At 63.3% G+C, this 25,761-nt stretch carries 23 protein-coding genes and 1 tRNA gene; 9 read left to right on the plus strand and 15 right to left on the minus strand.

Features of this window, described 5'->3' with window-relative positions:
* Positions 1-19 precede the first annotated feature (19 nt).
* The 6 genes from NP945_RS07755 to NP945_RS07780 all read right to left on the minus strand — a co-directional run bounded on the left by NP945_RS07755 (position 20) and on the right by NP945_RS07780 (position 4,540).
* Positions 20-490, minus strand: coding sequence for a low molecular weight phosphatase family protein (locus NP945_RS07755; RefSeq protein WP_256746152.1), 471 nt, complete (start codon positions 488-490; stop codon positions 20-22).
* Positions 478-963: a UPF0262 family protein gene (locus NP945_RS07760; protein ID WP_127271901.1), complete on the minus strand. Its 486-nt coding sequence runs from the start codon at positions 961-963 to the stop codon at positions 478-480. The genes NP945_RS07755 and NP945_RS07760 overlap by 13 nt, the downstream gene beginning before the upstream one ends.
* 6 nt (positions 964-969) lie before the next feature.
* Positions 970-2,262 (minus strand): histidinol dehydrogenase, encoded by a 1,293-nt coding sequence (gene hisD / locus NP945_RS07765; RefSeq protein ID WP_127319556.1) that lies wholly within the window; start codon positions 2,260-2,262, stop codon positions 970-972.
* Between the two features lie 7 nt (positions 2,263-2,269).
* Positions 2,270-2,701, minus strand: a complete 432-nt coding sequence (locus NP945_RS07770) for a DUF2948 family protein (protein WP_256746004.1) — start codon at positions 2,699-2,701, stop codon at positions 2,270-2,272.
* A 205-nt stretch (positions 2,702-2,906) separates the two neighbouring features.
* Positions 2,907-4,199 carry a UDP-N-acetylglucosamine 1-carboxyvinyltransferase gene (murA, locus tag NP945_RS07775; RefSeq protein ID WP_127381104.1) on the minus strand — a complete coding sequence of 431 codons (1,293 nt, stop codon included), beginning with the start codon at positions 4,197-4,199 and terminating at the stop codon, positions 2,907-2,909.
* Between the two features lie 146 nt (positions 4,200-4,345).
* Complete coding sequence (locus tag NP945_RS07780) at positions 4,346-4,540, minus strand: hypothetical protein (protein WP_256746005.1); 195 nt, start codon at positions 4,538-4,540, stop codon at positions 4,346-4,348.
* A 161-nt stretch (positions 4,541-4,701) separates the two neighbouring features.
* On the opposite strand from NP945_RS07780, the gene NP945_RS07785 reads away from it, so the two are divergent.
* The 4 genes from NP945_RS07785 to NP945_RS07800 all read left to right on the plus strand — a co-directional run bounded on the left by NP945_RS07785 (position 4,702) and on the right by NP945_RS07800 (position 9,178).
* A tRNA-Thr gene (locus tag NP945_RS07785) sits at positions 4,702-4,776 on the plus strand.
* A gap of 323 nt (positions 4,777-5,099) precedes the next feature.
* On the plus strand, positions 5,100-6,728 hold the full coding sequence (locus NP945_RS07790; RefSeq protein ID WP_256746006.1) for a DUF882 domain-containing protein: 1,629 nt from the start codon (positions 5,100-5,102) through the stop codon (positions 6,726-6,728).
* Positions 6,729-6,898: 170 nt separating this feature from the next.
* Entirely contained in the window at positions 6,899-7,804 is a 906-nt protein-coding gene (locus NP945_RS07795) for a MurR/RpiR family transcriptional regulator (RefSeq protein WP_256746153.1), read from the plus strand.
* 57 nt (positions 7,805-7,861) lie between these two features.
* Positions 7,862-9,178 (plus strand): M20 family metallopeptidase, encoded by a 1,317-nt coding sequence (locus NP945_RS07800; RefSeq protein ID WP_256746007.1) that lies wholly within the window; start codon positions 7,862-7,864, stop codon positions 9,176-9,178.
* A 24-nt stretch (positions 9,179-9,202) separates the two neighbouring features.
* Here the strand turns inward: NP945_RS07800 and NP945_RS07805 are convergent, their stop codons facing one another.
* From NP945_RS07805 to NP945_RS07825, 5 genes are read right to left on the minus strand one after another with little or no spacing between them, the layout of a single operon-like run.
* The gene (locus NP945_RS07805) at positions 9,203-10,237 is read right to left on the minus strand and encodes a branched-chain amino acid ABC transporter permease (RefSeq protein ID WP_256746008.1); all 1,035 of its coding nucleotides are present in this window, start codon (positions 10,235-10,237) and stop codon (positions 9,203-9,205) included.
* Complete coding sequence (locus NP945_RS07810; RefSeq protein ID WP_127296621.1) at positions 10,234-11,109, minus strand: branched-chain amino acid ABC transporter permease; 876 nt, start codon at positions 11,107-11,109, stop codon at positions 10,234-10,236. Before NP945_RS07810 ends, NP945_RS07805 begins: the two co-directional genes overlap by 4 nt.
* Before the next feature lie 12 nt (positions 11,110-11,121).
* Positions 11,122-11,835, minus strand: a complete 714-nt coding sequence (locus tag NP945_RS07815) for an ABC transporter ATP-binding protein (RefSeq protein WP_256746009.1) — start codon at positions 11,833-11,835, stop codon at positions 11,122-11,124.
* A complete protein-coding gene (locus tag NP945_RS07820) occupies positions 11,832-12,569 on the minus strand; it encodes an ABC transporter ATP-binding protein (RefSeq protein ID WP_256746010.1) in 738 nt (245 codons plus the stop codon). Before NP945_RS07820 ends, NP945_RS07815 begins: the two co-directional genes overlap by 4 nt.
* 3 nt (positions 12,570-12,572) lie before the next feature.
* Positions 12,573-13,826 (minus strand): ABC transporter substrate-binding protein, encoded by a 1,254-nt coding sequence (locus NP945_RS07825; RefSeq protein ID WP_256746011.1) that lies wholly within the window; start codon positions 13,824-13,826, stop codon positions 12,573-12,575.
* Between the two features lie 191 nt (positions 13,827-14,017).
* Between NP945_RS07825 and NP945_RS07830 the strand changes: the two genes are divergently transcribed.
* The 3 genes from NP945_RS07830 (at position 14,018) to NP945_RS07840 (ending at position 20,275) form a co-directional block, all read left to right on the plus strand.
* Complete coding sequence (locus NP945_RS07830; protein ID WP_256746012.1) at positions 14,018-14,836, plus strand: alpha/beta fold hydrolase; 819 nt, start codon at positions 14,018-14,020, stop codon at positions 14,834-14,836.
* 131 nt (positions 14,837-14,967) lie between these two features.
* On the plus strand, positions 14,968-18,777 hold the full coding sequence (metH, locus tag NP945_RS07835; protein WP_256746013.1) for a methionine synthase: 3,810 nt from the start codon (positions 14,968-14,970) through the stop codon (positions 18,775-18,777).
* A 103-nt stretch (positions 18,778-18,880) separates the two neighbouring features.
* Positions 18,881-20,275 carry a multicopper oxidase family protein gene (locus NP945_RS07840; RefSeq protein WP_256746014.1) on the plus strand — a complete coding sequence of 465 codons (1,395 nt, stop codon included), beginning with the start codon at positions 18,881-18,883 and terminating at the stop codon, positions 20,273-20,275.
* Positions 20,276-20,308: 33 nt separating this feature from the next.
* Here the strand turns inward: NP945_RS07840 and NP945_RS07845 are convergent, their stop codons facing one another.
* The 3 genes from NP945_RS07845 to NP945_RS07855 form a co-directional block, all read right to left on the minus strand.
* Entirely contained in the window at positions 20,309-20,596 is a 288-nt protein-coding gene (locus NP945_RS07845; RefSeq protein ID WP_024504797.1) for a PTS sugar transporter subunit IIB, read from the minus strand.
* 17 nt (positions 20,597-20,613) lie between these two features.
* On the minus strand, positions 20,614-21,075 hold the full coding sequence (locus NP945_RS07850; protein ID WP_256746015.1) for a PTS sugar transporter subunit IIA: 462 nt from the start codon (positions 21,073-21,075) through the stop codon (positions 20,614-20,616).
* A gap of 74 nt (positions 21,076-21,149) precedes the next feature.
* Positions 21,150-22,556: a PTS galactitol transporter subunit IIC gene (locus tag NP945_RS07855; protein ID WP_256746016.1), complete on the minus strand. Its 1,407-nt coding sequence runs from the start codon at positions 22,554-22,556 to the stop codon at positions 21,150-21,152.
* 340 nt (positions 22,557-22,896) lie between these two features.
* Between NP945_RS07855 and NP945_RS07860 the strand changes: the two genes are divergently transcribed.
* Both NP945_RS07860 and NP945_RS07865 read left to right on the plus strand, forming a co-directional pair.
* Positions 22,897-24,210 carry an NAD(P)H-dependent oxidoreductase gene (locus tag NP945_RS07860; RefSeq protein WP_256746017.1) on the plus strand — a complete coding sequence of 438 codons (1,314 nt, stop codon included), beginning with the start codon at positions 22,897-22,899 and terminating at the stop codon, positions 24,208-24,210.
* Between the two features lie 67 nt (positions 24,211-24,277).
* Complete coding sequence (locus NP945_RS07865) at positions 24,278-24,532, plus strand: type II toxin-antitoxin system VapB family antitoxin (RefSeq protein WP_256746018.1); 255 nt, start codon at positions 24,278-24,280, stop codon at positions 24,530-24,532.
* Between the two features lie 372 nt (positions 24,533-24,904).
* Here NP945_RS07865 and proC read toward each other — a convergent pair whose 3' ends face one another.
* A complete protein-coding gene (proC, locus tag NP945_RS07870; protein WP_256746019.1) occupies positions 24,905-25,720 on the minus strand; it encodes a pyrroline-5-carboxylate reductase in 816 nt (271 codons plus the stop codon).
* Between the last annotated feature and the right edge of the window lie 41 nt (positions 25,721-25,761).

A 25,761-nucleotide genomic window follows, 5' to 3' on the forward strand; every position in this document is an offset into this window, starting at 1 on the left:
CGTCCGCTTGTGAACACGCTTAATCCGTCGCGTTTTTTGCTCCTGGAAGCAGAAAACGTCGGCCTATGCGCACCTTCAGCCGCTCGCGCACGTCGCGATAACTAGCCATGATCTGTTCGCGGGTACCGCTGGCGTCGGTCGGGTCCGGCGTCGGCCAGTATTCGACCTCGACAGCGAGCGAGCGGGTGAGTTCAAGTGTGGCGTGGTGCGCTTCCGGCGCCAGCGTGACGATGAGGTCGAAATAGTCGTCCTCGAGATCGTCCATCGTCCTTGGGTGACGCTCGCCCAGCGTGAGACCGTCTTCGGCAAGCACCGCATCGACGAATGGATCGCGCTCGCCGGCGCGAACGCCTGCCGAAGCGACAAAGACGGTGGCCGGCAGCATGCGGCGCGCCAGTTGCTCTGCCATTGGCGAGCGCACGGCATTCATGCCGCACAGGAACAGGATCGAACGGGGCAGGGCGCCGGGTGCCAGGGCTAGCCCCGCCAGTGCAGTACGCAGACCAGCGTGAACAGCCGGCGCGCCGTATCGAAGTCGATGTCGATCTTGCCGGACAGCCGGTCCATCAGCGTCTGCGAACCTTCATTGTGCAGGCCGCGGCGGCCCATGTCGATCGCTTCGATGTGGCTCGGCGTCGAGGAACGGATGGCGTCGTAGTAGCTTTCGCAGATCATATAATAGTCCTTGACGATGCGCCTGAGCGGCGTCAGCGACAGGATATGGGTGACGACGGCGGTGCCATCCTCGCGCGCCACGGCAAACACCAGGCGCTGCTCGGCCAGCGACAGTTTCAGCCGGTAAGGGCCGTCGCCGCTGTCACTGACGGGCTGAAAACTGTTCTCCTCGATCAGGTCGAAGATCGCCACCGCGCGTTCATGCTCGACATCGGGTGTCGACCGGCCGATCGATTCATCGAGTTCGACATCGATCAGCCTGGCGCGGGTTTGATCGGGGCCAGACATCGCCGCCTACATGTTCAACCGTATGGCGACGGAGCGTCCATGCGCGTCAAGGCCTTCCGCCTTGGCCAGCGCAATCGCCGCCGGCGCCAAGATCCGCAACTGTTCCGGTCCAAGCTTGAGGATCGACGTGCGCTTGACGAAATCGAGCACCGACAGACCGGACGAGAAGCGCGCCGAGCGCGCCGTAGGCAGCACATGGTTGGAGCCGCCGACATAGTCGCCGATGGCTTCCGGCGTGTGGCGGCCGAGAAAGACCGCACCCGCGTTGCGCATCCGCGACAGGAAGCCCTCGGCGTCGTCGATGGCCAGTTCGACATGTTCGGCGGCGATGCGGTCGACCAGCGGCAGCGCGGCGTCGATGGTCGACACCTGGATCACCGCACCAAAATCACGCCAGCTCGCCGCCGCCGTCTCGGCGCGTGGCAGGCTCTGCAACTGGCGCTCGACGGCTTGTTCGACAGCGATGCCGAAGGCTGGATCGTCGGTGACCAGGATCGATTGCGCCGATGCATCGTGCTCGGCCTGGGCCAGCAGGTCGGCCGCGATCCAGTCCGGATCGTTGCTGCCGTCGGCCACGACGAGTACTTCCGACGGCCCGGCGATCATGTCGATGCCGACGGCGCCGAACACCTGGCGTTTGGCCGCCGCGACATAGGCATTGCCCGGGCCGACGATCTTGGCGACCGGCCTGATCGTTTCGGTGCCGTAGGCAAGGGCGGCGATCGCCTGCGCGCCGCCGACACGGTAGATTTCCGACACGCCTGATATGTCGGCCGCCACCAGCACCAGCGGATTGATGATGCCGCCCGGCGCCGGCACGACCATGACGATGCGCTCGACGCCGGCCACCTTGGCCGGCACGGCGTTCATCAGCACCGAGCTTGGATAGCTCGCCGTGCCGCCCGGCACATAGAGCCCAACCGCCTCAACCGCCGTCCAGCGCCAGCCGAGCTCGACGCCGGCGGCATCCGTATAGCGGTCATCCTTTGGTCGCTGCCGCTCATGATGCGAGCGGATGCGGTCGCGCGCGAATTCCAGCGCCTCGATCGTCTTTGGGTCGGCGGCCTTGTAGGCCTGGGCGATGTCGTCCTTCGAAACGGCGATGCCCAGTCCAGCCAGATCGGCGCGATCGAATTTCCGTGAATAGTCGATCAGCGCCGCGTCGCCCTCGGCGCGCACGCGCGCGATGATGGCGCGCACCGCTGCATCGACGTCGGCGGACACTTCCCGCTTGGTCAACAGGAAGGCGGCGAAACGCTGCTCGAAATCGGCGTCGGACTGACGAAGCGTGATGGCCATCGGACGCTCAGGCCTTGTGGATGGGGCGCGAGGTGGCTTCCCACGCCCCGCCGATGTCGGCAAGGCGGGCCTCGATGCATTCGACGTCGAGCATGATCGCACCGCCGCCCGAGAAGATCAGCTCGACGATGCCGGCCGGCTTGCTGATCTCGATGAAGCTGATCGCCAGCAGAGACAGGACTTCCGCAGGCTTGTCGCGGTCGATACCGCTGGTCTTGGCGCCGAGCACGCGGTCGAAATGCAGCACGGCCTGCCGTCGCTCATTGTGCTGGCGAAACAGGCCGGATTTTGCCTCCCAGACGAAACGGTTCATGGTCAGCAGGAAACGCTTGGCCGCGGGCAGGAATTCGAGGTCGCTGACTTTCAGCACGGCATCCTGGACATGAGCCGAAACGATGCTCAGGTCCTGATCGTCGAGCGCGATAAGCTTAAGGGCCATGCGGATTTCGCACCTGAAGGTTGATTGTTCAGCCTTCTGTTAGGCGGTCTTGGCGATCGGTGCAACCGCACCAACAGCTGCAGGTCTGCGCTGCCCCTCATCGCCCTGCCGGGCACTTCTCCCCGTATAGTGACGGGGAGAAGGACGCTGCCGCGAAGGATTTCGCCAATCTCCTGCGTTGCTGGAGAGGAGCCGAGGTCGCGGGCTACGCCGAAATCCGTTCGATCACCGCGCCGCAGTTGGACAGCTTTTCTTCCAGCCGCTCGAAGCCGCGATCGAGGTGGTAGACGCGGTTGACCGTGGTCTCGCCTTCCGCCGCCAGGCCGGCGATGACCAGCGACACCGAGGCGCGAAGATCGGTCGCCATGACCGGCGCGCCCTTCAGCTTCGGCACGCCGTCGACGATCGCCGTCTGGCCCGAAAGCGTGATGTGAGCGCCGAGCCGCGCCAGTTCCTGCACATGCATGAAGCGGTTCTCGAAGATCGTCTCGGTGATGCGCGACTTGCCCTTGGCCATCGTCATCAGGCCCATGAACTGCGCCTGCAAATCGGTTGGGAAGGCCGGAAACGGCGCCGTCGTCACGTCGACCGGCGCAATGCCGGCGCCGTTGCGCCTCACCCGGATGCCGGAATTGGTCGGCGTGATCTCCGCACCCGTCTGCGCGATCACGTCCAGTGCGGTCTGCAGCAGATCCGGACGCGCACCTTCGAGCACGACGTCGCCGCCGGTCATGGCGACAGCCATGGCATAGGTGCCGGTCTCGATGCGGTCGGGGATGACGCGCACGCGCGCACCCGACAGCGATTCGACGCCGTCGATGGTGATGGTTGGCGTGCCGGCGCCGGAAATCTTCGCGCCCATGGCGTTGAGGCACTCGGCGAGGTTGACGATCTCGGGCTCGCAAGCCGCATTTTCCAGCACCGTCTCGCCCTTGGCGAGCGCCGCGGCCATCATCAGCACATGGGTGGCGCCGACCGAGACTTTCGGGAAGATGTAGCGGTTGCCGACAAGCCGGCCATTCCTTGTCTTGGCGATGACATAGCCGGTGTCGACGTCGATATCGGCGCCCAGCGCCTGCAGGCCCTCGAGGAACAGATCGACCGGCCGCGTGCCGATGGCGCAACCGCCCGGCAGCGACACTTTGGCTTCGCCCATGCGGGCCAGCAGCGGGCCGATCACCCAGAACGAGGCGCGCATCTTCGACACCAGTTCGTAGGGCGCTGTGGTGTCGACGATGTTGCGGGCGGAGAAGTTGATGGTGCGCGAATAGCCCTCATTCTGCTTCTCGCGGCGGCCATTGACCGAATAATCGACGCCGTGGTTGCCCAGGATGCGGATCAGTTGCTCGACATCGGCCAGATGCGGCACGTTTTCCAGCGTCAGCGTGTCGTCGGTCAAAAGCGAGGCGATCATCAAAGGCAGCGCCGCGTTTTTCGCGCCCGAGATCGGAATGCTTCCGGAGAGCTTGTTGCCCCCGACAATTCTGATGCGATCCATGGAAGAACGTCCCTCTCGGCCAAAAAGGGCCGGTTCAATCGTTTGAGTAGCGGCCCGTCTAGACCATTGGCCAATCTGGTTCAAGAATTACGCTGGTTCAAGAAATGGGATTTCGCCCACCCCGGGCCTAGAGTGGCCGATTTGAGTTAATCTTTTTGTATTTCCTTCGATGCAGCGAGCCCGTCCGGCCGCTCGTCGGCATCGCCGGTCCGCCGCGAGCGTGACTGCGCCTTGCGCTTCTGCAGATTGGCGCGCAATTGCTCGGCCAGCCGATCCTTGCGGATTGTTGCGCTGTTTTTCGGTGGACCATGCTTTTTCACTGGAATTGCCTTGTCGTCCATCGCCCCGTCCCCGCCGGCGACCCACCAGCTTGCTGTTCAGGGATAGCCAACATTGTGGCACTGCCATGTCATTAAAAGCTATCCGGCAAAGGCTTTCACAGAAGCGTTGCGCTTGGCCTTGCGCTTGCCGGTTCGATATGGCAGAAGCCCCGCCATCAGCGGCTGCGGTAGCTCAGTGGTAGAGCACTCCCTTGGTAAGGGAGAGGTCGAGAGTTCAATCCTCTCTCGCAGCACCAGTTTCCAACATCCTTGTTGCCGCACATTCGTCCTCTGCATTTGCAAGGGCGAGGCGGCTACATGGGAACGGCGCGGCCGTCGTGCTGGCGGACCTCATCAGCGGTGCATTGCTCCAGAAAATGGCTGCCACAGGCAACTCCAGCCGAAGCGCATTCCCGGCAAGACACGATTCATTAACCAAGATGCTGTTCATCGACATGACGTATTGTGGCATGGACGCCTGTCTGCGTCGGTCAAGTCCATGCTTGTCAGGAAGAGGGCTGAAAGGCTCTTCATCCGGGCGGGAACCTGAAATCGCCCGAAACAAAAGAGCGTGCAAGGCATGAACGTGAGCGAAAACGTGCAAAACGCCCCCCGTGCTTCCCGTCTTTGGACACTGCCTGCCATCATCGCAGCGTTCCTTTGCCTGTGTGTCACCGGCGCGTTCGCGGAGACGCGTGCTTTGAAGATTCAACATCTCCATACGGGCGAGAAGGCTGAAATCGTCTTCAAGCGCAATGGGCGCTATGATCCGGCGGGATTGAAGAAGATCAATCTCATGCTGCGCGACTGGCGTCGCAACGAACCGACGAAGATGGATCCGCGCCTGCTCGATCTTGTCTGGCAGGCCTATCGCGCCAGCGGCTCGAGAGCCTATATCCACGTGGTCAGCGCCTATCGGTCGCCAGCGACGAACGCCATGCTGCGCAGCCGCTCGAAGGGCGTGGCTCGGGAAAGCCAACACATGGTTGGCCGCGCGATGGACTTCTTCCTGCCGGATGTGCCGCTGAAGAAGCTGCGCGACATCGGCCTCAAGATGCAGGGCGGCGGCGTAGGCTATTACCCGACCTCCGGTTCGCCTTTCATACATATGGATGTCGGCAATGTGCGGCATTGGCCGGGCATCAGCCGCCAGGAACTCGCAAGGGTATTCCCGAACGGCAATACGCTGCATGTGCCGAGCGACGGCAAACCGCTGCCCGGTTATGGGCAGGCGTTTGCCGCCTACAAGTCGCGCAAGGGCGCCGGCACGCCCAACATCGACCTGGCAAGTGCCGACGGCGGCCAACGCAGACCGGCGCGCGGCCTGCTGGCGACGCTTCTGGGTGGGCGCGGCGCGGACGAGACCGATGATGTCGCCGAAGCGGTGCCGGCGCCACGCAAGCCGGCCAAGTCCGTTGAACCCAGGCCCGCCGGCATCGCAATCGTGCCGCCGCAGGATGCCCAGCGCGCCGACATCCAGATGGCTTCCGTCGATAGGGCCGAAGAATCGCCGATTGGACCGGAGGGGAAGACGCCTGAAGCGATCGTCATGGCGATGGCGCCGGGCTCGGTGCCGCTGCCAGCCTTCGCCCCGCGCAGCGGGTCCACGACCAGCATTCCGACCCCGCAACTCGCGCCGCTTGCAGCAGCCAACGCTTCCACCGCGCGGGCCGAACTGGCCAATCCAACAGCAACCGATGCTGAAATTCCCTCGGGCAAGTCGGCCGGTCCCGCGGGCGGCGCGCCGGACATGGTGGCGTTCAACATCCCGTTGCCGACATGGCGACCGGAAAGCCCGACGCGCCAGCTTGAAGCAGACAAATCCGGCGATGCGGTCGCTGCCTTGCTGGCCTTGAACCACGCCGATGACGGCCACAATGGGTTGGCCAGCCAGCGGGTCTCGGTTGCCCAATCGAAGCCCGAAGATCGCGTCAGGACCAGCCCGAAGGCCGACCGTGTCCAGCCAAATCTCGATCCCGAAGCCACCGCGGTCATCGTGCCGGCAGCGTTGTCCCGGCCGATTGAGACAGGTCGTGGCATCGCCGGCGGAGCTAGCACTGCGGCGGCGCCCGTCATTGCCGCCAATCTCATCCGCACAGCGCCGGAGCACATCTATCTCGATGGATTCCAGCCGCGAGGACAGACCTCCGATCACCGGCGCTTCACCGGTTCCGCGGTCAAGTTCCTGCCCATCGCCAGCTTCAAATAGACGCCAGCCCTCGTTCGAGCCGACGTGGATGTGTTGCACGACTGGCTTGGCTGCCATGGGATAGCAAGTCATGCCGAACTCTCGATGGCTCTGTAAGAGAAGTTCCAAATTTGACAAACATGTGTGAAATTGTAAGATAATCGTCTTTCCGTCGGCGATGGGCGATGACAATGTCGATCCGCGAAGAACTGGCCAATACGACCGTGGCGTTCACCTCTGCGGAAGAGAAGATCGTCCAGGTCCTGCTCGCTGATTATCCGATGTCGGGGCTGGGCACCGCGACCCGGCTGGCACGGCGCGCCGGCGTCAGCGACCCGAGCGTGACGCGGCTGATGAGCAAGCTTGGCTATGTCGGCTTTGCCGATTTCCAGGCACGCCTGCTCACCGAAGTTGAATCCAGGCTGCATTCGCCGCTTTTGATGATGGAGGCCAAGCGTCCGGGCGGCTCCAGCGAAGGCACCGCACTCGCCTATTTCCATTCGGTTTCCGACAGCCTGGAGCGCACGCGCACGGCAGTGCCGGTGCAGGCCTACACGCGCGCCGTCAACATGCTGCTCGAGAGCAAGGGCCAGGTCGTGCTGCTGGGCGGCCGGTTCAGCCGGCATATCGCCTCCATGCTGGCCGGCTACCTCCTGCAGTTCCGCTCCGGCGTGCGCGACATCGGTTCGTTGAGCCCCGCCGATTTCGACCTGTTGATCGACCTTGGCAAGCGCGACCTCCTCGTCGTGTTCGACTACCGGCGCTATCAGTCGGACGTGGTGAGCTTTGCCCAGCAGGCCAAGGAGCGCGGCGTCTCCATCCTGCTGTTCACCGATGTCTGGCTGTCGCCGATATCTGACATAGCGGACCTGACCATGGTCGCGGCGATCGACGCCAACTCGCCGTTCGACACCCTGGCGACGGCCGTTGCCCAGATGGAAACCGTGTTTGCCCACGCGCTGGAGGGCCATGGCGCCGGGGTTCGCAAGCGCATCGAGGACATCGAGAGGATCCGCAGCGCCAATGCGGTCACGCTCGATACCGCCCTGTCGTCATCGGCCGACGACGTCGCCAAATCCAAAACCGCAAGGAAATAGTGTCGTTGCGCCCAGTGCAGCGATGCAAAGCGCCGCGACGCAGAGAAGGAAGCTACAATGCCCGACAACCAGACCATCATCGACGCCGTGCAGGCTGAGATCGAGACCGATCGCGACTGGTTGATCGGCCTGACCCGCGACATGGTTCGCATCCCTTCGGTCAATCCCAAATTCGAGCCCAACCCGGCGATCAACCGCGAGGCGGATGTCCAGGCGCTGCTCGAACCGATCCTCAAGCAGGACGGGTTCAGGACCGAGCAATGGGATGCGTTGCCCGGGCGGCCCAATCTGGTCGGCGAATGGGCGGGAGACGAGGACCGCAGCCTGATCCTGTGCGGCCATATCGACGTCGTGCCGGTCGGCGCGATGAAGGACTGGTCGGTCGATCCGTTCGGCGGCGAGATCACCAATGGCCGCCTCTATGGCCGCGGCGCCGTCGACATGAAGGGCGGCGTCGCCGCTTGCATCGCCGCCGCGCGCGCGATCCGCAAGGCGGGCATCACGTTGCAGGGCCGGCTCGCCATCCACTCGGTCGTCGACGAGGAAGCCGGCGGCTTCGGCGCCATGGATGCGGTGAAGAAGGGCAAGCTCGCCAAGGCGGTGCTGGTCGCCGAACCGACCTGGGGTGATGTCCTGCCGGTCGAAGGCGGGCTCGAATGGGCGCGGGTGACGATCCGCGGCCGCAACGCCCATTCGGCGCTGCGCTACAACGAGATCTATCCGCAGCGCCACGACAAGGACCGGCTCGAGCCGGGCGTCAACGCCATCGAGATCGCCGCCCGTTTCATCGCCGCCGTGCGCCAGTATGAGCTGGACCGGACGCGGGCGAAATCGCATCCGCTGCTGCCGCTCGGCATGAACACGATCAACATCGGCGTCATGCATGGCGGAACCGGCCTTGGCCAGCATGGCCTGCCGACCGTCATGACCAACCCGGCCATCATTCCCGACGTCGCGGTGCTCGATCTCGACATGAAATTCCTGCCCGATGAGAACTCGGCCGACTACCGCCGCGATTTCGAGACGTTCGTCCACCATTTCGCCCAGACCGATGCGTGGCTGCGCGACAACCCGCCTGCGATCCAATGGGAGCTCGGCGGGCTGTATTTCCCGCCGATGAACACGCCGGTCGATCATCCGCTGGTGACATCGCTGATGAAGCGCAAGGCCATGGTCGGCAAGGCGCCGCAGGCGCGCGGCTTCGTCGCCGTGTGCGATGCCGCGCACTATGCCGGCGCCGGCGTCGACGGTGTCATCTTCGGCCCCTCAGGCGACGGGTTTCACGGTTCCGACGAATATGTCGAGGTCGAATCGGTGGTCGAGACCGCCAAGGTGATCGCCGCTTCGGTCATCGACTGGTGCGGCATCCGCTGAGGCGGAGCCGCTATTCCGAGCCGATCAGCCCGGGCGCTTCAGGCGTCCGGCGACGGCGCCCCATGAAGCCTTGATCATGCCGACCAGTCCGCTGGGGTAGGCCAGCATGACGCCGATGATCAGCACCGCCGTGATCATCGGCCGCCACGCGCCGAAATCGGCCATCCATTCGGCGAAGATCGTCAGCACGAAGGAGGCGATGATGGCGCCGTAGATGGTGCTGGTGCCGCCAAGCAGCACCATCGACAGGATGATGGTCGCGAGACTCATGCCGAAGACGTCGATCGACGCATTGCGCTGGTAGGCGGCGTAAAAGGCGCCTGCGATGCCGGTGAAGAAGGCGCTCGCGGCAAGCGTCAGCATGCGCTGGCGCACGATCGAGACGCCGCGGCTGACGGCGTATTCCTCATTGTCGCGCAAGGCGACGATACTTGCCCCGGCGCGTGAGCGCACAAACACGCGCAGGAACAGCGTACTTGCCACCAGCAGTGCCAGCGCGATGTAGAAATAGGCTGATTTGCCGTCGCGGACCATGTTGTGGTCGAAGATATAGAGTCCGGGAATGCGCACCAGCCCTTGCGTGCCGCCGGTGATGGCGGACTGGCTGATGATCACCTGCATCACCAGCTGCGCGAAGCCGAAAGTGACCAGGATGATGTAGATGCCCTTCAGCCGCAGGATCGGGATGGTCACCAGGATCGCCGCCAGGGTTGCGATGACACCGCTGGCAAACAGCGCGATCCACGGGTCGAATTCGGCCAGCTTGGTCAGCAGGCTGTAGGCATAGACGCCGATGCCGAACAGCGCCAGATGGCCGAAATTGAAGACGCCGCCATAACCGAGGCTGAGGTCCCAGTTCGAGGCGACGATCGCATAGATGAAGGCCATGATCAGGATGTGGCGGGCATAAGTGTCACCGAAGATCAGCGGCAGCAGCGCCAGCAGGGCGAAGCCGAGCACGAAGCCGATGGCCTCCTGCTTCCACGGCGTGCGGCCTGGAGCGATCGGGGTTGCCGCCTCGGCGTGGCCAGGCGCGGTCAGCGATGTCGTGTCGGTCATGCTAGGCCTCGGGAGCGGCTGGCAAAGATGCCCTCGGGGCGCACCATCAGGGTCAGGATGAGCACGCCGAACAGCAGTGCCGGCGTCCAGTACAAGCCGAAATAATAGCTGCAGGCTGCCTCGAAGAAGCCGATCAGATAGGCGGCGAAGATCGGACCCGATATGCTCGATATGCCGCCGAAAACGACGACGATCAGCGCCTTGAGCAGCGGGTCGCTGCCCATCACCGGCGACATGAAGCGGTAGCCGCCCATGAAGATGCCGGCGAGCCCGGCCAGCGAAGCGGCGATGGCGAAGGCCAGCCCATAGAGCGCGGTGACGTTCAGCCCGACAAGATGGCTGGCATCTTCGTTCTGCGCCACGGCGCGCAGCGCCAGTCCCAGCCGCGTGCGGTTGAGGAACACCCAAAGTGCGGCCAGGATCAGCGGCGTGATGACGATGATAGCGATCTGGTGCAGGGAGACGCCGACGCCCCCGATGGTGGCGTTGCCGGCGATCAGCGCCGGGATCTGTTTCGAGCGCGGTCCCCAGATGGTCAGCGCGCCGTTCTCGATCAGCGACCCGGCCGCCAGCGTGGTGATGACGACGACCAGCACGATGTTGGGTCGGCCGATCAGCGGCCGCACGACGCTCGCCTGCAGGATCCAGCCGACGCCGGCCATGACGACGACGGCGATCGGAAAGGCGACTGCCGCCGGCAGGCCGAGTTCAACCAGCTGCCAGGCGATGTAGGCGCCCAGCATCATGAACACGCCATGGCTGAAATTGAACACGCCGATCGTCGTCCACACCAGAGCCAGCCCGACCGCCATCATGGCGTAGAGCGAGCCCTGGAACAGGCCGCCGAACAGGATTTCCGCCAATGCGCTCATCTTCGGATTTTCCTAATGGCCAAAATACATCGACATGATCTCGCCGTGGTCGAGGCTTTCGCCCGGCTTGATCTCGGTCGCCACCGCGCCATGATTGACGAGGTAGAGTTGCTGCGTCAGCTCCAGCAGGAATTCGATGTCCTGCTCGACGACGATAAGCGGCACGCCGCCGCGTGAAATATCCATCACGGAGGTGCAGAGCTCATCCTTGATCTTGGGTGCCAGTCCAAGGGTCGGTTCGTCCAGGATCAGCAGGCGCGGATGGCTCATCAGCGCCGTGCCGATCGACACCATCTGGCGCTCGCCGCCCGACAATGTGCGCACGCGCTGGCGCCAGCGCTCCGACAGTTTCGGAAACAGCTTGATCACCTTCTCGCGGTTCTCCGCCTCATGCGGCCGGGCCCGCGGCGAATAGGCGCCGAGCGCCATGCAGTCGGCGATCGAGAGATCGGGAAACAGCCGGTTGCCTTGCGGCACATGGATCAGGCCGGCGCCGACGATGGCGCGTGCGCTGCGGCCGGCAATGTCTTGCCCGTCGAACAGGATGCGGCCGCTCTTCGGCTGCAGCAGCCCGGAGACTGCGCGCAGCAGCGTCGTCTTGCCATGGCCGTTGGGGCCGAACAGGCCGACATTGCCGAAACGGCCGGCCTCCAGCGAGATATCGTGCAGCACGGTGACGCGGCCATAGCCGGCGGTGACGCCTTCGACGCTGAGAATGGGGTTCACGCCGCCGATCTCCTCGTGCCGAGATAGGCTTCGATGACGCGCGGGTCCGCGATCACGCCGGCCGGGTCGCCAGCGGCCAGGACGCGGCCATTGTTGAGCACCAGCAGATGTTGCGAAAGGCTCATCAGGAAGGTCAGCACGTGCTCGATCAGAAGGATGGTGATGCCGCGGTCGGCGGTGCGGCGGATCAGGCCGATCGATGTCTCGATCTCGGGCTTGGTCAGGCTCGATGCCGGCTCGTCGAGCAAGAGCATGCGCGGCTGCATGGCGATCGCGGTGGCAAGCATCAGGCATTTGCGCTCGAACACGGACAATTCGCCGGCAAGCCGGCCGAACGACCGAGATCCCAGGCCGACGAACTCGAGCGCCTCGGCGGCGGCATTGCGGGCCGTGGCCGCTGTCTTTTCCTGCTTGCCGTAACTGGCGCCGATCAGCGCGTTCTCGAACACGGTCAGCCCGTCGAAGCTGGTCTCGCGCTGAAACGTGCGGGCGAGGCCGAGGCGCGCGATGGCGTGTCCCGATTTGCCGTTTATGGCAATGCCGTCAAAGCGGATCCGGCCCCGGTCGGGGCCGAACGGTATGCCGGTGATGATGTTGAACAGCGTGCTCTTCCCGCTGCCGTTCGGGCCGGCGATGCCGAAGATCTCGCCGGCCTCGACCTTGAACGACACGCCGTCGACGGCCTTCAGCGAACCGAAGGCCTTCGACACGTCGTCCAGTTCAAGCAGGGCCATTCCCTACTTCATCCAGGGCTGGAGCTTGAAGGCGCCGGTGGCGTATTTCTCCGGCGAGATCAGCGTGCGCTGGCCATCCCAGATCTGGAAGAAGGTGATCGGAATATAGTCGTCGCCCTGCGTGGCAAGGTGGGTGGCGGGATCGAATTTCAGCCGCCCTTCAGCGACCTGCTTGTCGGTCTCCGACAGTGCCTTCATGATCGCCGCATGGTCGGATGCGCCACCGACCTTCTTGATCGCGTCGAAATAGACATTGGTCATTTCGTAGAGGCCGACGCCGTAGGTGCCGCTCTCGACGCCGTATTTTGCCTTGAACTTGGCCGCCACCTCGTCGGCGCGCGGGTTCTTCGGCGTCGTCAGCGCGCCGCCGAGCAGGTTGTAGATGACACCATCCGATTTCTTGCCGGTCAGCTCGACGAATTCCGGAACGCTCGGTGCGTATTGCAGGAAGACGAGGCTCTTGGTCGGCTGCTCGAGGAACTGGTTCAGGAACGACGCCGAATTGCCCGGCAGATAGTCGGTGTTGATGACGACATCGGGAACGTTCTCGCGCACCTTGGCGAGGATCGAACGCCAGTCGGTCACTTCGCCGAACGGCACGATCTCGTCGACGGTGATGGTCCAGCCCTTCTCCTTGAAGGTCTTCTTCATGCCTTCGGAGATGGTCTTCGAATAGGCATTGTCGGACGAGATGATGGCGACCTTCTTGGTCGGCAAGGTGATCTTGCCGTCGGCCGCGAGCTTCTCGACGAACAGGGTGACGTCGGTGTTGTAGGCGTCGAAGGAAGGCGTCAGCGACCAGCAGCACATGTATTTATCGGGGCTCGGCGCGATGATGTCCCTGGTCTGCTGCGAGGTGGCCGCCAGCATGTAGGGCATTTCCGCTTCGGCCATGTTGTCGATCTCGAAATTGGTCAGGCTGGCATAGCCGGTCAGCATGAAGTGCACGCCCGGATCGCCAAGCAGGCGCTCGACCGCGCTGGTGACGTTGCCGGCGGACTGATCCTTGACGTCGCCGACCACCAGTTCGAACGTATCCCCGGCAACGCCGCCGGCTGCGTTCGCCTCGTCGATGGCCATCTGCACGCCGCGCTGGAATTCCTGGCCATCCGCCGCGGCAGGGCCGGTCAGCGGCGCAAGCAGGCCGATCTTGACGACATCGGCAAAGGCGGGGGCGGCTGATACGGCAAACATGCCGAGCAGCGTCGTGCTCATCAGCATATGGCGGATTCGACTTGCGGCGGATTTGGGCTTCATCGTGCTGTTCCCTGTTTTCCTCCCGTTCATCGGGAGTTGGATAATTGACAATCTACGCATAATTGTTCTTATTTGAAAAGGATTTTTCAACGCAACCTGGCCGGGAAGATGGGTCCCGCAAAGGTATGGAAGCCGTGGCGCTTTGCTGCGCAACTGTATTAAACAGGGCAATTCCCCCGACGGAGCGGACAATGGCGATCTCGCAGAAGACCCTTGAAACCAGCCACGGCAAGATCGCGGTTCGCCAGACCAGTGGCGAAGGCACCGCTGTCATGCTGATCCACGGCAATTCATCTTCCAGCGCCGTTTTCCGCAACCAGTTGGACAGCCCGTTGGGCGAGCGCTACCACCTCATCGCTCCCGACTTGCCAGGCCATGGAGCGTCCGCCGATGCGATCGATCCGGAGCGTTCCTACAGCATGGAAGGCTATGCCGATGCCATGACCGAAGTGCTCGGGCTGCTCGGCATCGACAAGGCCATCGTCTTCGGCTGGTCGCTCGGCGGCCATATCGGGCTTGAGATGATCGACCGTTTTCCCGGCCTGCTTGGCCTGATGATCACCGGCACGCCGCCCGTCTCGCCCGAGCAGGTCGGCAACGGCTTCAAGCCGAGCCCGCATATGCACCTTGCCGGGCAGGAAACCTTCACTGACGCGGATGTCGAGGCCTATGCGCGCAGCACCTGCGGCGAGCCGTTCGAGCCGTTTCTCATCGACACGGTGGCGCGCACCGATGGAAGGGCGCGGCGCCTGATGTTCGAAAAGTTCGCGGCCGGCACCGGCCGGAACCAGCGCGAGATCGTCGCCGGCAAGACGCCGCCGATCGCCGTCCTGAACGGCATCGACGAGCCATTCGTCAACACCGATTTCGTCTCCGCTGTGAAATTCTCCAATCTATGGGAAGGCAAGGCCCATCTGCTCGACAAATCCGGCCACGCGCCGTTCTGGGATTCGCCGGATCGCTTCAATCCGGTCTTCGCCCGCTTCCTTGCAAGCGTCGACAGAGCGTAGGTCCGTCGGAAAACCGGCGCCACAGACCCCGCCCTCGAGACAGGTGGGTGACAATCGCGCGCATCTATCGTATATTGACATAAAGATATCCTTATGTGACATGAAAAGGCCTGTCGCCAAAGGGATAAAAAATGTCGCAGAATTCTGCATCGCTGGACGCATTGTTCGGCCCCGTCGCGGCAAAACCGGACGGCTCGGAAGTGCTTGCCGCGCTGACAGCGGCGGCACGCGAGCGCATTCTCATCCTCGACGGCGCCATGGGCACACAGATCCAGGGCCTCGGCTTTGATGAGGAACAGTTTCGCGGCGAGGCCTTCGCCGGCTGCGCCTGCCACCAGCAAGGCAACAACGATCTTCTGATCCTGACGCAGCCGAAGGCGATCGAGGAGATCCATTACCAATACGCCATCGCAGGCGCCGACATCCTCGAAACCAACACCTTCTCCTCGACCTCGATCGCCCAGGCCGATTACGGCATGGAGGATGCCGTCTACGCGCTGAACCGCGATGGCGCGCGGCTGGTGCGGCGCGCGGCGGTGAGGGCCGAGCAGGAAGATGGCAAGCGCCGTTTCGTCGCCGGCGCGCTGGGGCCGACCAACCGCACCGCCTCGATGTCGCCCGACGTCAACAATCCTGGCTACCGCGCCGTGACCTTCGACGATCTGCGCCTCGCCTATGGTGAGCAGTTGCGCGGCCTGATCGACGGCGGCGCCGACATCATCCTGATCGAGACGATCTTCGACACGCTGAACGCCAAGGCCGCGATCTTCGCAGCGGAAGAGATCTTCATCGAGAAGGGCGTGCGCCTGCCGGTGATGATTTCGGGCACCATCACGGACCTCTCCGGCCGCACGCTGTCGGGCCAGACGCCGACCGCCTTCTGGCATTCGGTGCGCCATGCCAACCCTTTCACCATCGGCCTCAATTGCGCGCTCGGCGCCAATGCGATGCGGGCGCATCTGGCCGAAATATCAGGCGTCGCCAACACCTTCACCTGCGCCTATCCGAATGCCGGCCTGCCCAACGAATTCGGTAGGTATGACGAGAGCCCGGAATTCATGGCCGCGCAGATCGAGGATTTTGCCAGGGAAGGGCTGGTCAATGTCGTCGGCGGATGCTGCGGCTCGACGCCGGAGCACATCCGCGCCATCGCCGAAGCGGTGAAGAAATATCCGCCGCGCGCCATTCCGGACATCGAGCCCAGGATGCGCCTTTCCGGGCTGGAGCCGTTCACGCTCACCGACGAGATTCCCTTCGTCAATGTCGGCGAGCGCACCAATGTCACCGGCTCGGCCAAGTTCCGGAAGCTGATCACGGCGGGCGACTATGTCGCCGCGCTGGATGTGGCGCGCGACCAGGTCGCCAATGGCGCCCAGATCATCGACATCAACATGGACGAGGGTCTGATCGATTCGAAAAAGGCCATGGTCGAGTACCTCAACCTGATCGCAGCCGAGCCGGACATCGCCCGCGTTCCTGTCATGGTCGACAGTTCGAAATGGGAGATCATCGAGGCCGGGCTGAAATGTGTGCAAGGCAAGCCGCTGGTCAACTCCATCTCGATGAAGGAGGGCGAAGAGGCCTTCCTGCATCATGCCAGGCTGGTGCGCGCCTATGGCGCGGCGGTGGTCGTCATGGCTTTCGATGAGGACGGCCAGGCCGACACCAAGGCGCGCAAGGTCGAGATCTGCACGCGCGCCTACAAGCTCCTGACCGAGCAGGCCGGCTTCCCGCCCGAGGACATCGTCTTCGATCCCAATGTCTTCGCCATCGCCACCGGCATCGAGGAGCACGACAATTACGGCGTCGACTTCATCGAAGCCGCGGGCGAGATCACCGGCACGCTGCCGCATGTCCACATTTCCGGCGGCGTGTCGAACCTGTCCTTCTCGTTCCGCGGCAACGAGCCGGTGCGCGAGGCCATGCATGCCGTGTTCCTCTACCATGCCATCCAGCGCGGCATGGACATGGGCATCGTCAATGCCGGCCAGCTCGCAGTCTACGATACGATCGAGCCGGCACTGCGCGAGGCCTGCGAGGATGTCGTGCTCAACCGCGCGCCCAGGGCCGGCGGCACCGCCACCGAACGCATGCTGGAGATCGCCGAACGCTTCAAGGGCACGGCCGGCAAGGAAGCGCTGGAGCGCGATCTCGCCTGGCGCGACCTGCCGGTCGAACAGCGGATCAGCCATGCACTGGTCAACGGCATCACCGAATTCATCGACGCCGACACCGAGGAAGCGCGGCTTGCCGCCGAGCGGCCGCTGCATGTCATCGAAGGCCCGCTGATGGCCGGCATGAATGTCGTCGGCGACCTGTTCGGCGCGGGCAAGATGTTCCTGCCGCAAGTGGTGAAATCGGCGCGGGTGATGAAGCAGGCTGTCGCCGGACTGCTGCCGCATATGGAAGCCGAGAAGCTGGCCAACGCCGCCAACGGCATCGACAATGGCGAGCGCCAGACGGCGGGCAAGATCCTGATGGCGACGGTCAAGGGCGATGTCCATGACATCGGCAAGAACATCGTCGGCGTCGTGCTGGCCTGCAACAATTACGAGATCATCGATCTCGGCGTCATGGTGCCGGCGGCAAAGATCCTGCAGACGGCACGCGAGAGACAAGTCGACATTATCGGCCTGTCGGGCCTGATCACCCCGTCGCTCGACGAGATGGCACACATGGCCGCCGAGATGGAGCGTGAAGGTTTCGACATTCCGCTGCTGATCGGCGGCGCGACGACCAGCCGCGTGCACACGGCGGTGAAGATCCACCCGCGCTACACCAAGGGCCAGACGGTCTACGTCACCGACGCCAGCCGGGCGGTGGGTGTCGTGTCGTCCTTGCTGTCGAACGAGACCAAGGGCGGCTATGTCGACACGGTGCGCACCGAATACAAGAAGGTCGCCGATGCGCATGCCCGCTCCGAATCCGACAAGCAGCGGCTGCCGCTGGCCAAGGCGAGGGCTAATGCGCACCGGATCGACTGGTCTGCCTACGAGCCGCCGAAGCCGTCCTTTACCGGCGTCAAGGTATTCGAGAACTGGGATCTCACCGAACTCGCGCGCTACATCGATTGGACGCCGTTCTTCCAGACCTGGGAACTGAAGGGCCGTTATCCCAAAATTCTCGAAGACGAGGCGCAAGGCGCCGCCGCGCGCCAGCTGTTCGAGGATGCGCAGGCGATGCTGAAGAGGATCATCGCCGAGAAATGGTTCGCGCCGCGCGGCGTCGTCGGCTTCTGGCCGGCCAATGCCGTCGGCGACGACATCAGGCTGTTCACGGACGAAAAGCGGTCGCAGGAACTGGCGACCTTCTTTACCTTGCGCCAGCAGCTGACCAAGCGCGACGGCAAGGCCAATGTCGCACTGGCGGACTTCGTCGCGCCAGCGGAGTGCGGCAAGCCGGATTACATCGGCGGCTTTATCGTCACCGCCGGCATCGAGGAGGTGGCTATCGCCGAACGGTTCGAGCGAGCGAATGATGATTATTCGTCGATCATGGTCAAGGCGCTGGCAGACCGCTTCGCCGAAGCCTTTGCCGAGCGGATGCATGAGAAGGTGCGCAAGGAATTCTGGGGCTATGCTTCAGATGAAGCGCTGGCGCCGGACGAACTGATCGGCGAACCCTATCGCGGCATTCGTCCGGCGCCAGGCTATCCGGCGCAGCCCGATCACACCGAGAAGGCGACTTTGTTCCGGCTGCTCGACGGCGAAGGCAATGCAGGCGTGAGCCTGACCGAAAGCTATGCGATGTGGCCGGGTTCCTCGGTATCAGGCATCTATCTGGCGCATCCCGAAAGCTATTATTTCGGCGTCGCCAAAGTCGAACGCGACCAGGTCGAGGATTACGCACGACGCAAGGCGATGCCGGTGGCCGAGGTTGAGCGCTGGCTTGGCCCCATCCTCAACTACGTGCCGGCACATTATGCCGAGGCGGCTGAATAGCGGCGGCAAGCGTTCAACAGAATTTGCGCTGGTTGCCGGCTTGTGATCCGTGGCGCGGCGGTTACACCTGCGCGGGCAGCCGTCTTTATAGTTGGAGCGCCGAATGACCTTACTCACACGCCGCAGGCTTTTGAAGACGGCTGCGGTTGCCGGCGCGGGCGGGATCGGGCTTTCGGCGATGGGCCGGCTTGGTGGCTGGGCCGCCGCGACGCCTGAGCCGGTGGTTTTGCAGACGGCAAAGATCCAGGCGAAGCTGATGGATGTCGGCCAGACCAGGGATGTGCTGACCTATGGCAACGCCGGAATGCCGCCCGTGCTCAGGATGAAAAAGGGCGAGCCCTTCGCAGCACGCCTTGTCAACGCGATCGACGATCCGACGACGATCCACTGGCACGGTATTCGCGTTCCCAACAAGATGGACGGCGTGCCGTTTCTGGTACAGCCCTACGTCTACACCGGCGATCATTTCGACTACGCCTTCACGCCGCCCGATGCCGGCACCTTCTGGTACCACCCGCATTGCAACACGCTGGAGCAGATGGGCCATGGCCTGACCGGCGTGATCGTGGTCGAGAATCCCAACGATCCGAAATTCGATGCCGAAATCGTCCTCAATTTGCGCGACTGGCGCCTCGGTGACGGCGGCCAGTTCATCGACCAGTTCCGGCCGCGCGATGCCGCGAGAACCGGCACTTACGGCACGGTACGCACCGCCAATTGGCTCGATCAGCCGCAATATGATGCGCCGGCCGGCGGACTTGCGCGGCTGCGCGTCGCCATCACCGACGTGACGCGCATCTACGCTCTTCGCGTCGACGGTGCGGAGGCGAGTGTCATGGCGCTCGACGGCAATCCGGTGCCTGAGCGTTTTTCGCCCGATGCCTTGCTGCTTGGACCCGGCCAGCGCATGGAACTGGCCATACGCATGCCCGACGAGGAAGGCGCGATGGTCAGCTTGAGGGACGTCAGGGGCACCAAGCCAAAAATCCTGGCAACCCTGCGCGCGACAGGAAAATCCCTCAAACGGGACATTCGCGATGTTGCTCCGCTGGAGCTCAATCCGGTGGCGGAAGTGGATCTCGCCAGTGCCAGGCATATTTCCCTGGCACTAAGCGCCACGGCGGAAAACGTCCCGAGCGATGGCATCTGCGGTTCGCTTGGTTATAGTTTCTGGGCCCTCAACAAAGTGCCGTGGCCTGGCGACACCAAGGATCCGACCGCGCCGCTGGCCGAATTGAAGCTTGGCCAAAGCTACGTCATCGACATGGAGAACCTGACGCCGCAATCTCATCCGATGCATCTGCACGGTATGAGCTTCAAAGTGCTGTCATCCTCGACGCGCCAGGTTCAGCCTGTGATTTCCGACACCTATCTCATCCAGCCCAACGAGAAGGTTCAGCTCGGCTTCGTCGCCGACAATCCCGGCGATTGGCTGCTGCACTGCCACATCATCGAGCACCAGAAATCGGGAATGACGAGCTATGTCAGGGTGGTGTGAAGCCGCGTCAGCCTGCGCGTAGCGTCTGTGCCGTCATTTGCGCAACTGCGCCTCGATCTCGTCGAGCACCTTGTCCTTGCCGATGCCGGTGAGGAAGGCGAGGCCCTTGATCACCGGCTTGGTCACCGAAGCGGAGATCGGGGTGGTTGAGACGATGAAGTCGACATTGTCGGCCAGTCCGGGCACTTCGGTGGCCTTTGCCTGCTGGGCGTTGAAGGTGAGGCCGCGTTTCTTCATTTCCTCGGTGACGGCGACATTGACCGCGGTCGAGGTGGCGATGCCCGTGCCGCAGGCAAAGAGAATGGTTTTCTGTCTGGACATCTCTGCTTCTCCTTGTTTCAGCCGAGTACGGCTCGCACGTCTTCGAGGGTTCTGGCCGACCTCAAATCATCCAAGGCTTGCGGATTCTGGATGGTGGCCATGACGGCCTGCAGCGCCTCAATCTGCTTGTCCTTGTCGTTGATGGCAAGCAGGAAGACGAAGCCGACCGGCAGCATCTCGTCGGGATCCTCCATGTTGGCGAAGGTCACTGGTTGCTTCAATGTGCCCATCGCGATGCCAGGCTTCAGCACATGCTCCGGATCGGTGTGCGGCACCGCGACATTATCGGAGCGTTCCAGCGGCAGTCCGGTCGGGATGGTCAATTCGCGGCGCACGACCGCGTCGGCATAGCTGTTTTTGACATAGCCAAGTCTCTCCAGCCGGCCCGCCAGGATGCGGATGATCTCCTCATTGGTCGAGGCATCGGATCCGAGCACGATCGCGTCAGGGTCCAGAAGCTGCATGAGTCCGTCGGACATTCTTTGCTCCGTCTATGAAATCGTGCGCCCCGGGAAGGGCGCACGATCGGTTTAAAGGGTGGACGCTATCAGGTTCAGGCCGTCTCTTCGGCCGGCTCGTCCTCGGCGCCCGCGGCCCGCTCCCAGCCGAGCGGATTGCGGCGGTAGAGGACAAACAACGCCGCGATAACCACCGCGATCACGATGATGCCGACAAGCCCCATCCCTTGGATAGCCTCGATGATCACGTAAGGCACCCACAGGAAGCCGTCGACCACCGAGGTGATCTGCAGTGCGTCCGCCGGCAGCTTGAAGCCCGACGAGACTGCTGCGCTGGTGAACAGCGGCGCCAGCGCGTTGGCGACGTAGAAGCCGATGGCCAGCGTCACCGTGCCGATCACCACCATGCGGAACACGTTGCCTTTGACCAGCGGCGCGGTCATGGCGACGATGAAGGGGATGACCGCGAGGTCGGCGAACAGGATGACGCGGTTGCCCGGCAGGATGATGGACAGAATGATCGCGATCGGCACCAGGATCAGCGACGACGAGATCGCGGCCGGATGGCCGATCAGGATCGCCGAATCGAGACCAACGAGAAGCTCTCGGTCACCGGTGCGTTTGCGCACGAACGCCTGTGCGGCATCGGAGACGGGGATCAGCCCCTCCATCAGGATCTTGACCATGCGCGGCAGCAGCAGCATCACCGCGGCCAGCGTCATGCCGGTGCCCAGGACCTTGGCCAGCACCACACTGAGATCACCCGCATTGTAGAACGCGATCGCACCAAGCACGAGGCCGATGATGAGGCCCATCACGACAGGTTCGCCGAATACGCCGAACCTGCGCTCGATGGTGTCCGTGTTGATGTTGATGCGGTTGATCCCGGGAATGCGGTCCATGATCCAGTTGAGCACAATGGCGATCGGCAGGATCTGTGCCGAGGCGAGATGCGGCACCGAAATGCCGGGCACGCCGTAGAACTGCTGTACCGCGCGCGCCGACCAGTCGGCGAACAGCAGCGAGAGTGCTGCGACAAGTGCTGCGACCGCGATGCCATAGGCCAGATTGTCGGTTGCGGCGACCACCAGCGAGCCGACAAAGGCGAAGTGCCAGAAATTCCAGACATCGACATTGAGCGTGCGCGTCATGCGTGTCAGCAACAGCACGATGTTGACGAGGATGCCGACCGGAATGACCCAAAGGCCGACCGACGAGCCGAAGGCGATCGCGGCCGCGGAGGGCCAGCCGACATCGATGATGTCGCGATGAATACCGGTGTTGGTGACGATGGCCTTGGCGACGTCGCCAATCGACGTGAACATGAGGCCAAGCACCAGATTGATGCCGATGAAGGCGACGCCGATGGTGACGGCGGCGCGAAAAGCCTTGCTGACCTTGGCGCCCAGAACCACGGCGATGATGAAAATGACAATTGGCAGCAGGATCGTCGGGCCAAGCGTATCGATGGCCCCTTTTAGGCCCGCGAGAACAGTATCCATTTTTCCTCCCCTGGAGCCGCGAGCCTTCGCTCGACGCCTCGCAATGATGCTCCATCCAGCCTTTGACGCTCTGGCGCAAAGACACTCCCCAATTTGCCCCAGAGGCGAATGCTTTCCGACTGTCGCGTCGGTGAACATTTGCCTTTGTTGACAAACGAATGTTTTATTGGGGTTGTCCGCTGCATTGTCAATTGGTTGCGCTTCGGCCAATCGAGCCTCGGCGGACGTCCCTTCCGAGACGATTTCGCGGGAAATTGCCGGTCGCGACCGGGTTTCGTTGGCAAATAGAACCCGTTCCCTGCTATCCGACCTCAAATCACGAAGCTGTGGACATTCCTGCATGACCAACGTCGCCCTGACCGGCCTTGCCCGCGATCTCGCCAGGCGTGCCGCCGAGGGCCGCCCGGTGCGCATTGGCGTCATCGGCTCGGGCGAAATGGGCACCGATCTGGTCACCCAAGGCATGCTGATGCCAGGCATTTCGATCTGCGCCGTCTCGACGCGCCGCCCGCACACCGCGCGCGATGCCATCCGTATCGCCTATGGCGACGAAGCCATGGCCGTCGAAGCCGACACCGCGTCGAAAGTCACCGGCGCTATCGAGAGCGGCAAGATCGCCGTCACTTCGAACGAGATGCTGGTCACCAATCCGCTGATCGACGTCGTCATCGACGCCACCGGCAAGCCGGGCGTCGCCGCCGATTTCGACCTCATGGCGATGGAGCACGGCAAGCATCTTGTGATGATGAATGTCGAGGCCGACGTCACCATCGGCTGCTATCTGAAACAGCAGGCCGACCGGCTTGGCGTCGTCTATTCGGTGGGTGCCGGCGACGAGCCGTCGAGCTGCATGGAACTGATCGAGTTTGCGTCAGCGCTCGGGCTGACCATCGTCTCGGCCGGCAAGGGCAAGAACAACCCGCTCAACCACGACGCCGTGCCGGACGACTATCGCGCCGAAGCCATCCGCCGCAACATGAACCCGCGCATGCTCGTCGAGTTCGTCGACGGTTCCAAGACCATGGTCGAGATGTGCGCCATCGCCAACGCCACCGGGCTGGTGCCCGATGTGCCCGGCATGCACGGCCCCAAGGCCGATCGCGACGACCTCGCCAAGGTGCTGATCCCGCGCGAGGACGGCGGTCTGCTGTTGAAGAAAGGCGTCGTCGACTACACGATTGGCAAAGGCGTCGCGCCCGGCGTCTTCGTCATCGTCGAGGCGACGCATCCGCGCATCATCGAGCGCATGGACGATCTGCATATCGGCCACGGCCCTTACTACAGCCTGTTCCGGCCCTACCATCTGACCTCGCTGGAAGTGCCGCTGACCGCCGCCCGCATCATGCTTTTCGGCAAGCCCGACATGGTGCCGCTGCCGCGACCTGTTGCCGAAGTCTGTGCGGTCGCCAAGCGGGATCTCGCCGCCGGCGAGACCTTCGATGCGATCGGCGAGACCTGTTACCGCTCCTGGACGATGACCGTCGGCGAAGCCCGTGCCCAGCGCGCCGTGCCGGTCGGCCTGCTCGAGGGCGGCAAGGTGCTGAAACCGGTCAGGAAGGGTGAGTTGCTGACGTCAGACAATGCGGCGCCCGACCAGACGACAAGGCTGTTCGCCTTGCGCCAGCTTCAGGACGAGATGCTCTACGGGGCCTGAAAGGACCACGCTGGCGCTGCTACGACAAATGATAGATTGTGGGGCAAATGTCGCCAAGGTCGGTCACATGAACCTTCGAATCAGGAATCCGCTTGCCCGCGAACTGGCTCGCCAGCTTGCCGCCAAGCGCAAGGTTTCCATGACCAGAGCGGTTATCGAAGCGCTTGAAAGTGAACTGAAGCGGGAAAACGCCCGTATACCTCTGGCGGAACGGCTGGCTGCAATCGCCGATGATTTGAGGTCCAAAGCGGGCAAGGCTGGCCGGGTCGTGAGCAAGAATGAGATCGATGCCATGTGGGGTGGCGGCCAGAATGACGCCTGACAGGTGCACAGGGGTTGTCACGTTGGAAGGCCTGCTGGCAGCTCGGATTTCGTCGTTCGTTTCGATGGATGATCGTAGACATTCGGGATTGACCGGAGCCTTCCCAACTTCGTCATTCACGGGCGGAGCAGGAGCGAAGCGACGTCGCGGAGACCCGAGGATCCATGCCGTGATCTTGGTCGAGGAATGCAGCGGAGCAGAATTCTGCACCGCAGCAGCGCTTTGAAGTCGCGGCATGGATCCTGGGGTCTGCGCCGCGTCGCTGCGCTCCTTGCTTCGCCCCAGGATGACGAAGCGATGTGCATTTCCGCCAAGCCATCAACGCAAGCACGTCCGACCCATCAAAACTTCGGCAGGGGAGGAGCTGGCTGCTTACTTCCCCAGTTCGACCGACCGCAGCCGTGCAGCCTCCACCGCTTCTGTGAGAAGGTGCGTCAGCCGGTCCTCGCCCATCAGAACGTCCAACGCCGCGGCCGTCGTGCCGTTGGGGCTGGTGACCTGCTGGCGCAGCACGCCCGGTTCCTCGCCGCTTTCGGCGGCGAGCGAGGCGGCGCCATAGACTGTCTGCATGGCGAGCAGCTTGGCGGTCGCCGTTGGCAGCCCGGCCTTCTCGGCGGCCACGGTCAGCGCTTCGATGAAATGGAAGATGTAGGCCGGCCCAGATCCGGAGACGGCGGTCACCGCATCCATCAGGCCCTCGTCGTCGATCGTGGTCACTTCGCCGCTCGCCGACAAAAGGTCGGCGACGAAACGCTTGGTGTCTTCGGAAACCAGCCTGTTGGAGAACACCACCATCATGCCCTTGCCGATTGCTGCCGGCGTGTTGGGCATGCAGCGCACGATCGGCGCGCGGTTGCCGAGGATTTCCTCGAAGGTGCTGGCCGGCGTGCCGGCGGCGATGCTGACGAAGGTGGTGCGGCCATCGCCGAAACGCTTGTAGGCGGAGGTGACATCGCGGATCACCTGCGGCTTCACCGCGATGACGACGAGATCGGGCACGGCATCGGCCGGGATGCTGCCGGCATCGGCTGATGTCGCGCAGCCCAGCGTGGCCGCGCGATTGCGCAGATCGGCATTGGGCTCGACCACGAAAACCGCCGATGGCGCAAGCTTACCGGATTTCAGCCAGCCTGAGAGCATGGCGTAACCCATATTGCCGCAGCCAGCGAGAACAAGCCTGATCGTCATCAAAAGCCCTCCGAAGGAAGGCTTTCACATAGACGCTGGCG

This window comes from Mesorhizobium sp. LMG17149, from assembly GCF_024518695.1.
In the GTDB taxonomy this organism is placed as follows: Bacteria; Pseudomonadota; Alphaproteobacteria; order Rhizobiales; family Rhizobiaceae; genus Mesorhizobium.

What these genes read in the sequence shown, in the direction of transcription:
- hisD (WP_127319556.1), bottom strand. Translation starts at nt 2,262, where the DNA reads ATGGCCATCACGCTTCGTCAGTCCGACGCCGATTTCGAGCAGCGTTTC.
- NP945_RS07780 (WP_256746005.1), bottom strand. Translation starts at nt 4,540, where the DNA reads ATGGACGACAAGGCAATTCCAGTGAAAAAGCATGGTCCACCGAAAAAC.
- NP945_RS07790 (WP_256746006.1), top strand. Translation starts at nt 5,100, where the DNA reads ATGAACGTGAGCGAAAACGTGCAAAACGCCCCCCGTGCTTCCCGTCTT.
- NP945_RS07850 (WP_256746015.1), bottom strand. Translation starts at nt 21,075, where the DNA reads ATGTCCGACGGACTCATGCAGCTTCTGGACCCTGACGCGATCGTGCTC.
- NP945_RS07820 (WP_256746010.1), bottom strand. Translation starts at nt 12,569, where the DNA reads ATGGCCCTGCTTGAACTGGACGACGTGTCGAAGGCCTTCGGTTCGCTG.
- NP945_RS07805 (WP_256746008.1), bottom strand. Translation starts at nt 10,237, where the DNA reads ATGACCGACACGACATCGCTGACCGCGCCTGGCCACGCCGAGGCGGCA.
- NP945_RS07845 (WP_024504797.1), bottom strand. Translation starts at nt 20,596, where the DNA reads ATGTCCAGACAGAAAACCATTCTCTTTGCCTGCGGCACGGGCATCGCC.
- NP945_RS07825 (WP_256746011.1), bottom strand. Translation starts at nt 13,826, where the DNA reads ATGAAGCCCAAATCCGCCGCAAGTCGAATCCGCCATATGCTGATGAGC.
- proC (WP_256746019.1), bottom strand. Translation starts at nt 25,720, where the DNA reads ATGACGATCAGGCTTGTTCTCGCTGGCTGCGGCAATATGGGTTACGCC.
- NP945_RS07760 (WP_127271901.1), bottom strand. Translation starts at nt 963, where the DNA reads ATGTCTGGCCCCGATCAAACCCGCGCCAGGCTGATCGATGTCGAACTC.
- NP945_RS07810 (WP_127296621.1), bottom strand. Translation starts at nt 11,109, where the DNA reads ATGAGCGCATTGGCGGAAATCCTGTTCGGCGGCCTGTTCCAGGGCTCG.
- NP945_RS07830 (WP_256746012.1), top strand. Translation starts at nt 14,018, where the DNA reads ATGGCGATCTCGCAGAAGACCCTTGAAACCAGCCACGGCAAGATCGCG.
- NP945_RS07855 (WP_256746016.1), bottom strand. Translation starts at nt 22,556, where the DNA reads ATGGATACTGTTCTCGCGGGCCTAAAAGGGGCCATCGATACGCTTGGC.
- NP945_RS07865 (WP_256746018.1), top strand. Translation starts at nt 24,278, where the DNA reads ATGAACCTTCGAATCAGGAATCCGCTTGCCCGCGAACTGGCTCGCCAG.
- NP945_RS07860 (WP_256746017.1), top strand. Translation starts at nt 22,897, where the DNA reads ATGACCAACGTCGCCCTGACCGGCCTTGCCCGCGATCTCGCCAGGCGT.
- NP945_RS07795 (WP_256746153.1), top strand. Translation starts at nt 6,899, where the DNA reads ATGTCGATCCGCGAAGAACTGGCCAATACGACCGTGGCGTTCACCTCT.
- murA (WP_127381104.1), bottom strand. Translation starts at nt 4,199, where the DNA reads ATGGATCGCATCAGAATTGTCGGGGGCAACAAGCTCTCCGGAAGCATT.
- NP945_RS07770 (WP_256746004.1), bottom strand. Translation starts at nt 2,701, where the DNA reads ATGGCCCTTAAGCTTATCGCGCTCGACGATCAGGACCTGAGCATCGTT.
- metH (WP_256746013.1), top strand. Translation starts at nt 14,968, where the DNA reads ATGTCGCAGAATTCTGCATCGCTGGACGCATTGTTCGGCCCCGTCGCG.
- NP945_RS07840 (WP_256746014.1), top strand. Translation starts at nt 18,881, where the DNA reads ATGACCTTACTCACACGCCGCAGGCTTTTGAAGACGGCTGCGGTTGCC.
- NP945_RS07800 (WP_256746007.1), top strand. Translation starts at nt 7,862, where the DNA reads ATGCCCGACAACCAGACCATCATCGACGCCGTGCAGGCTGAGATCGAG.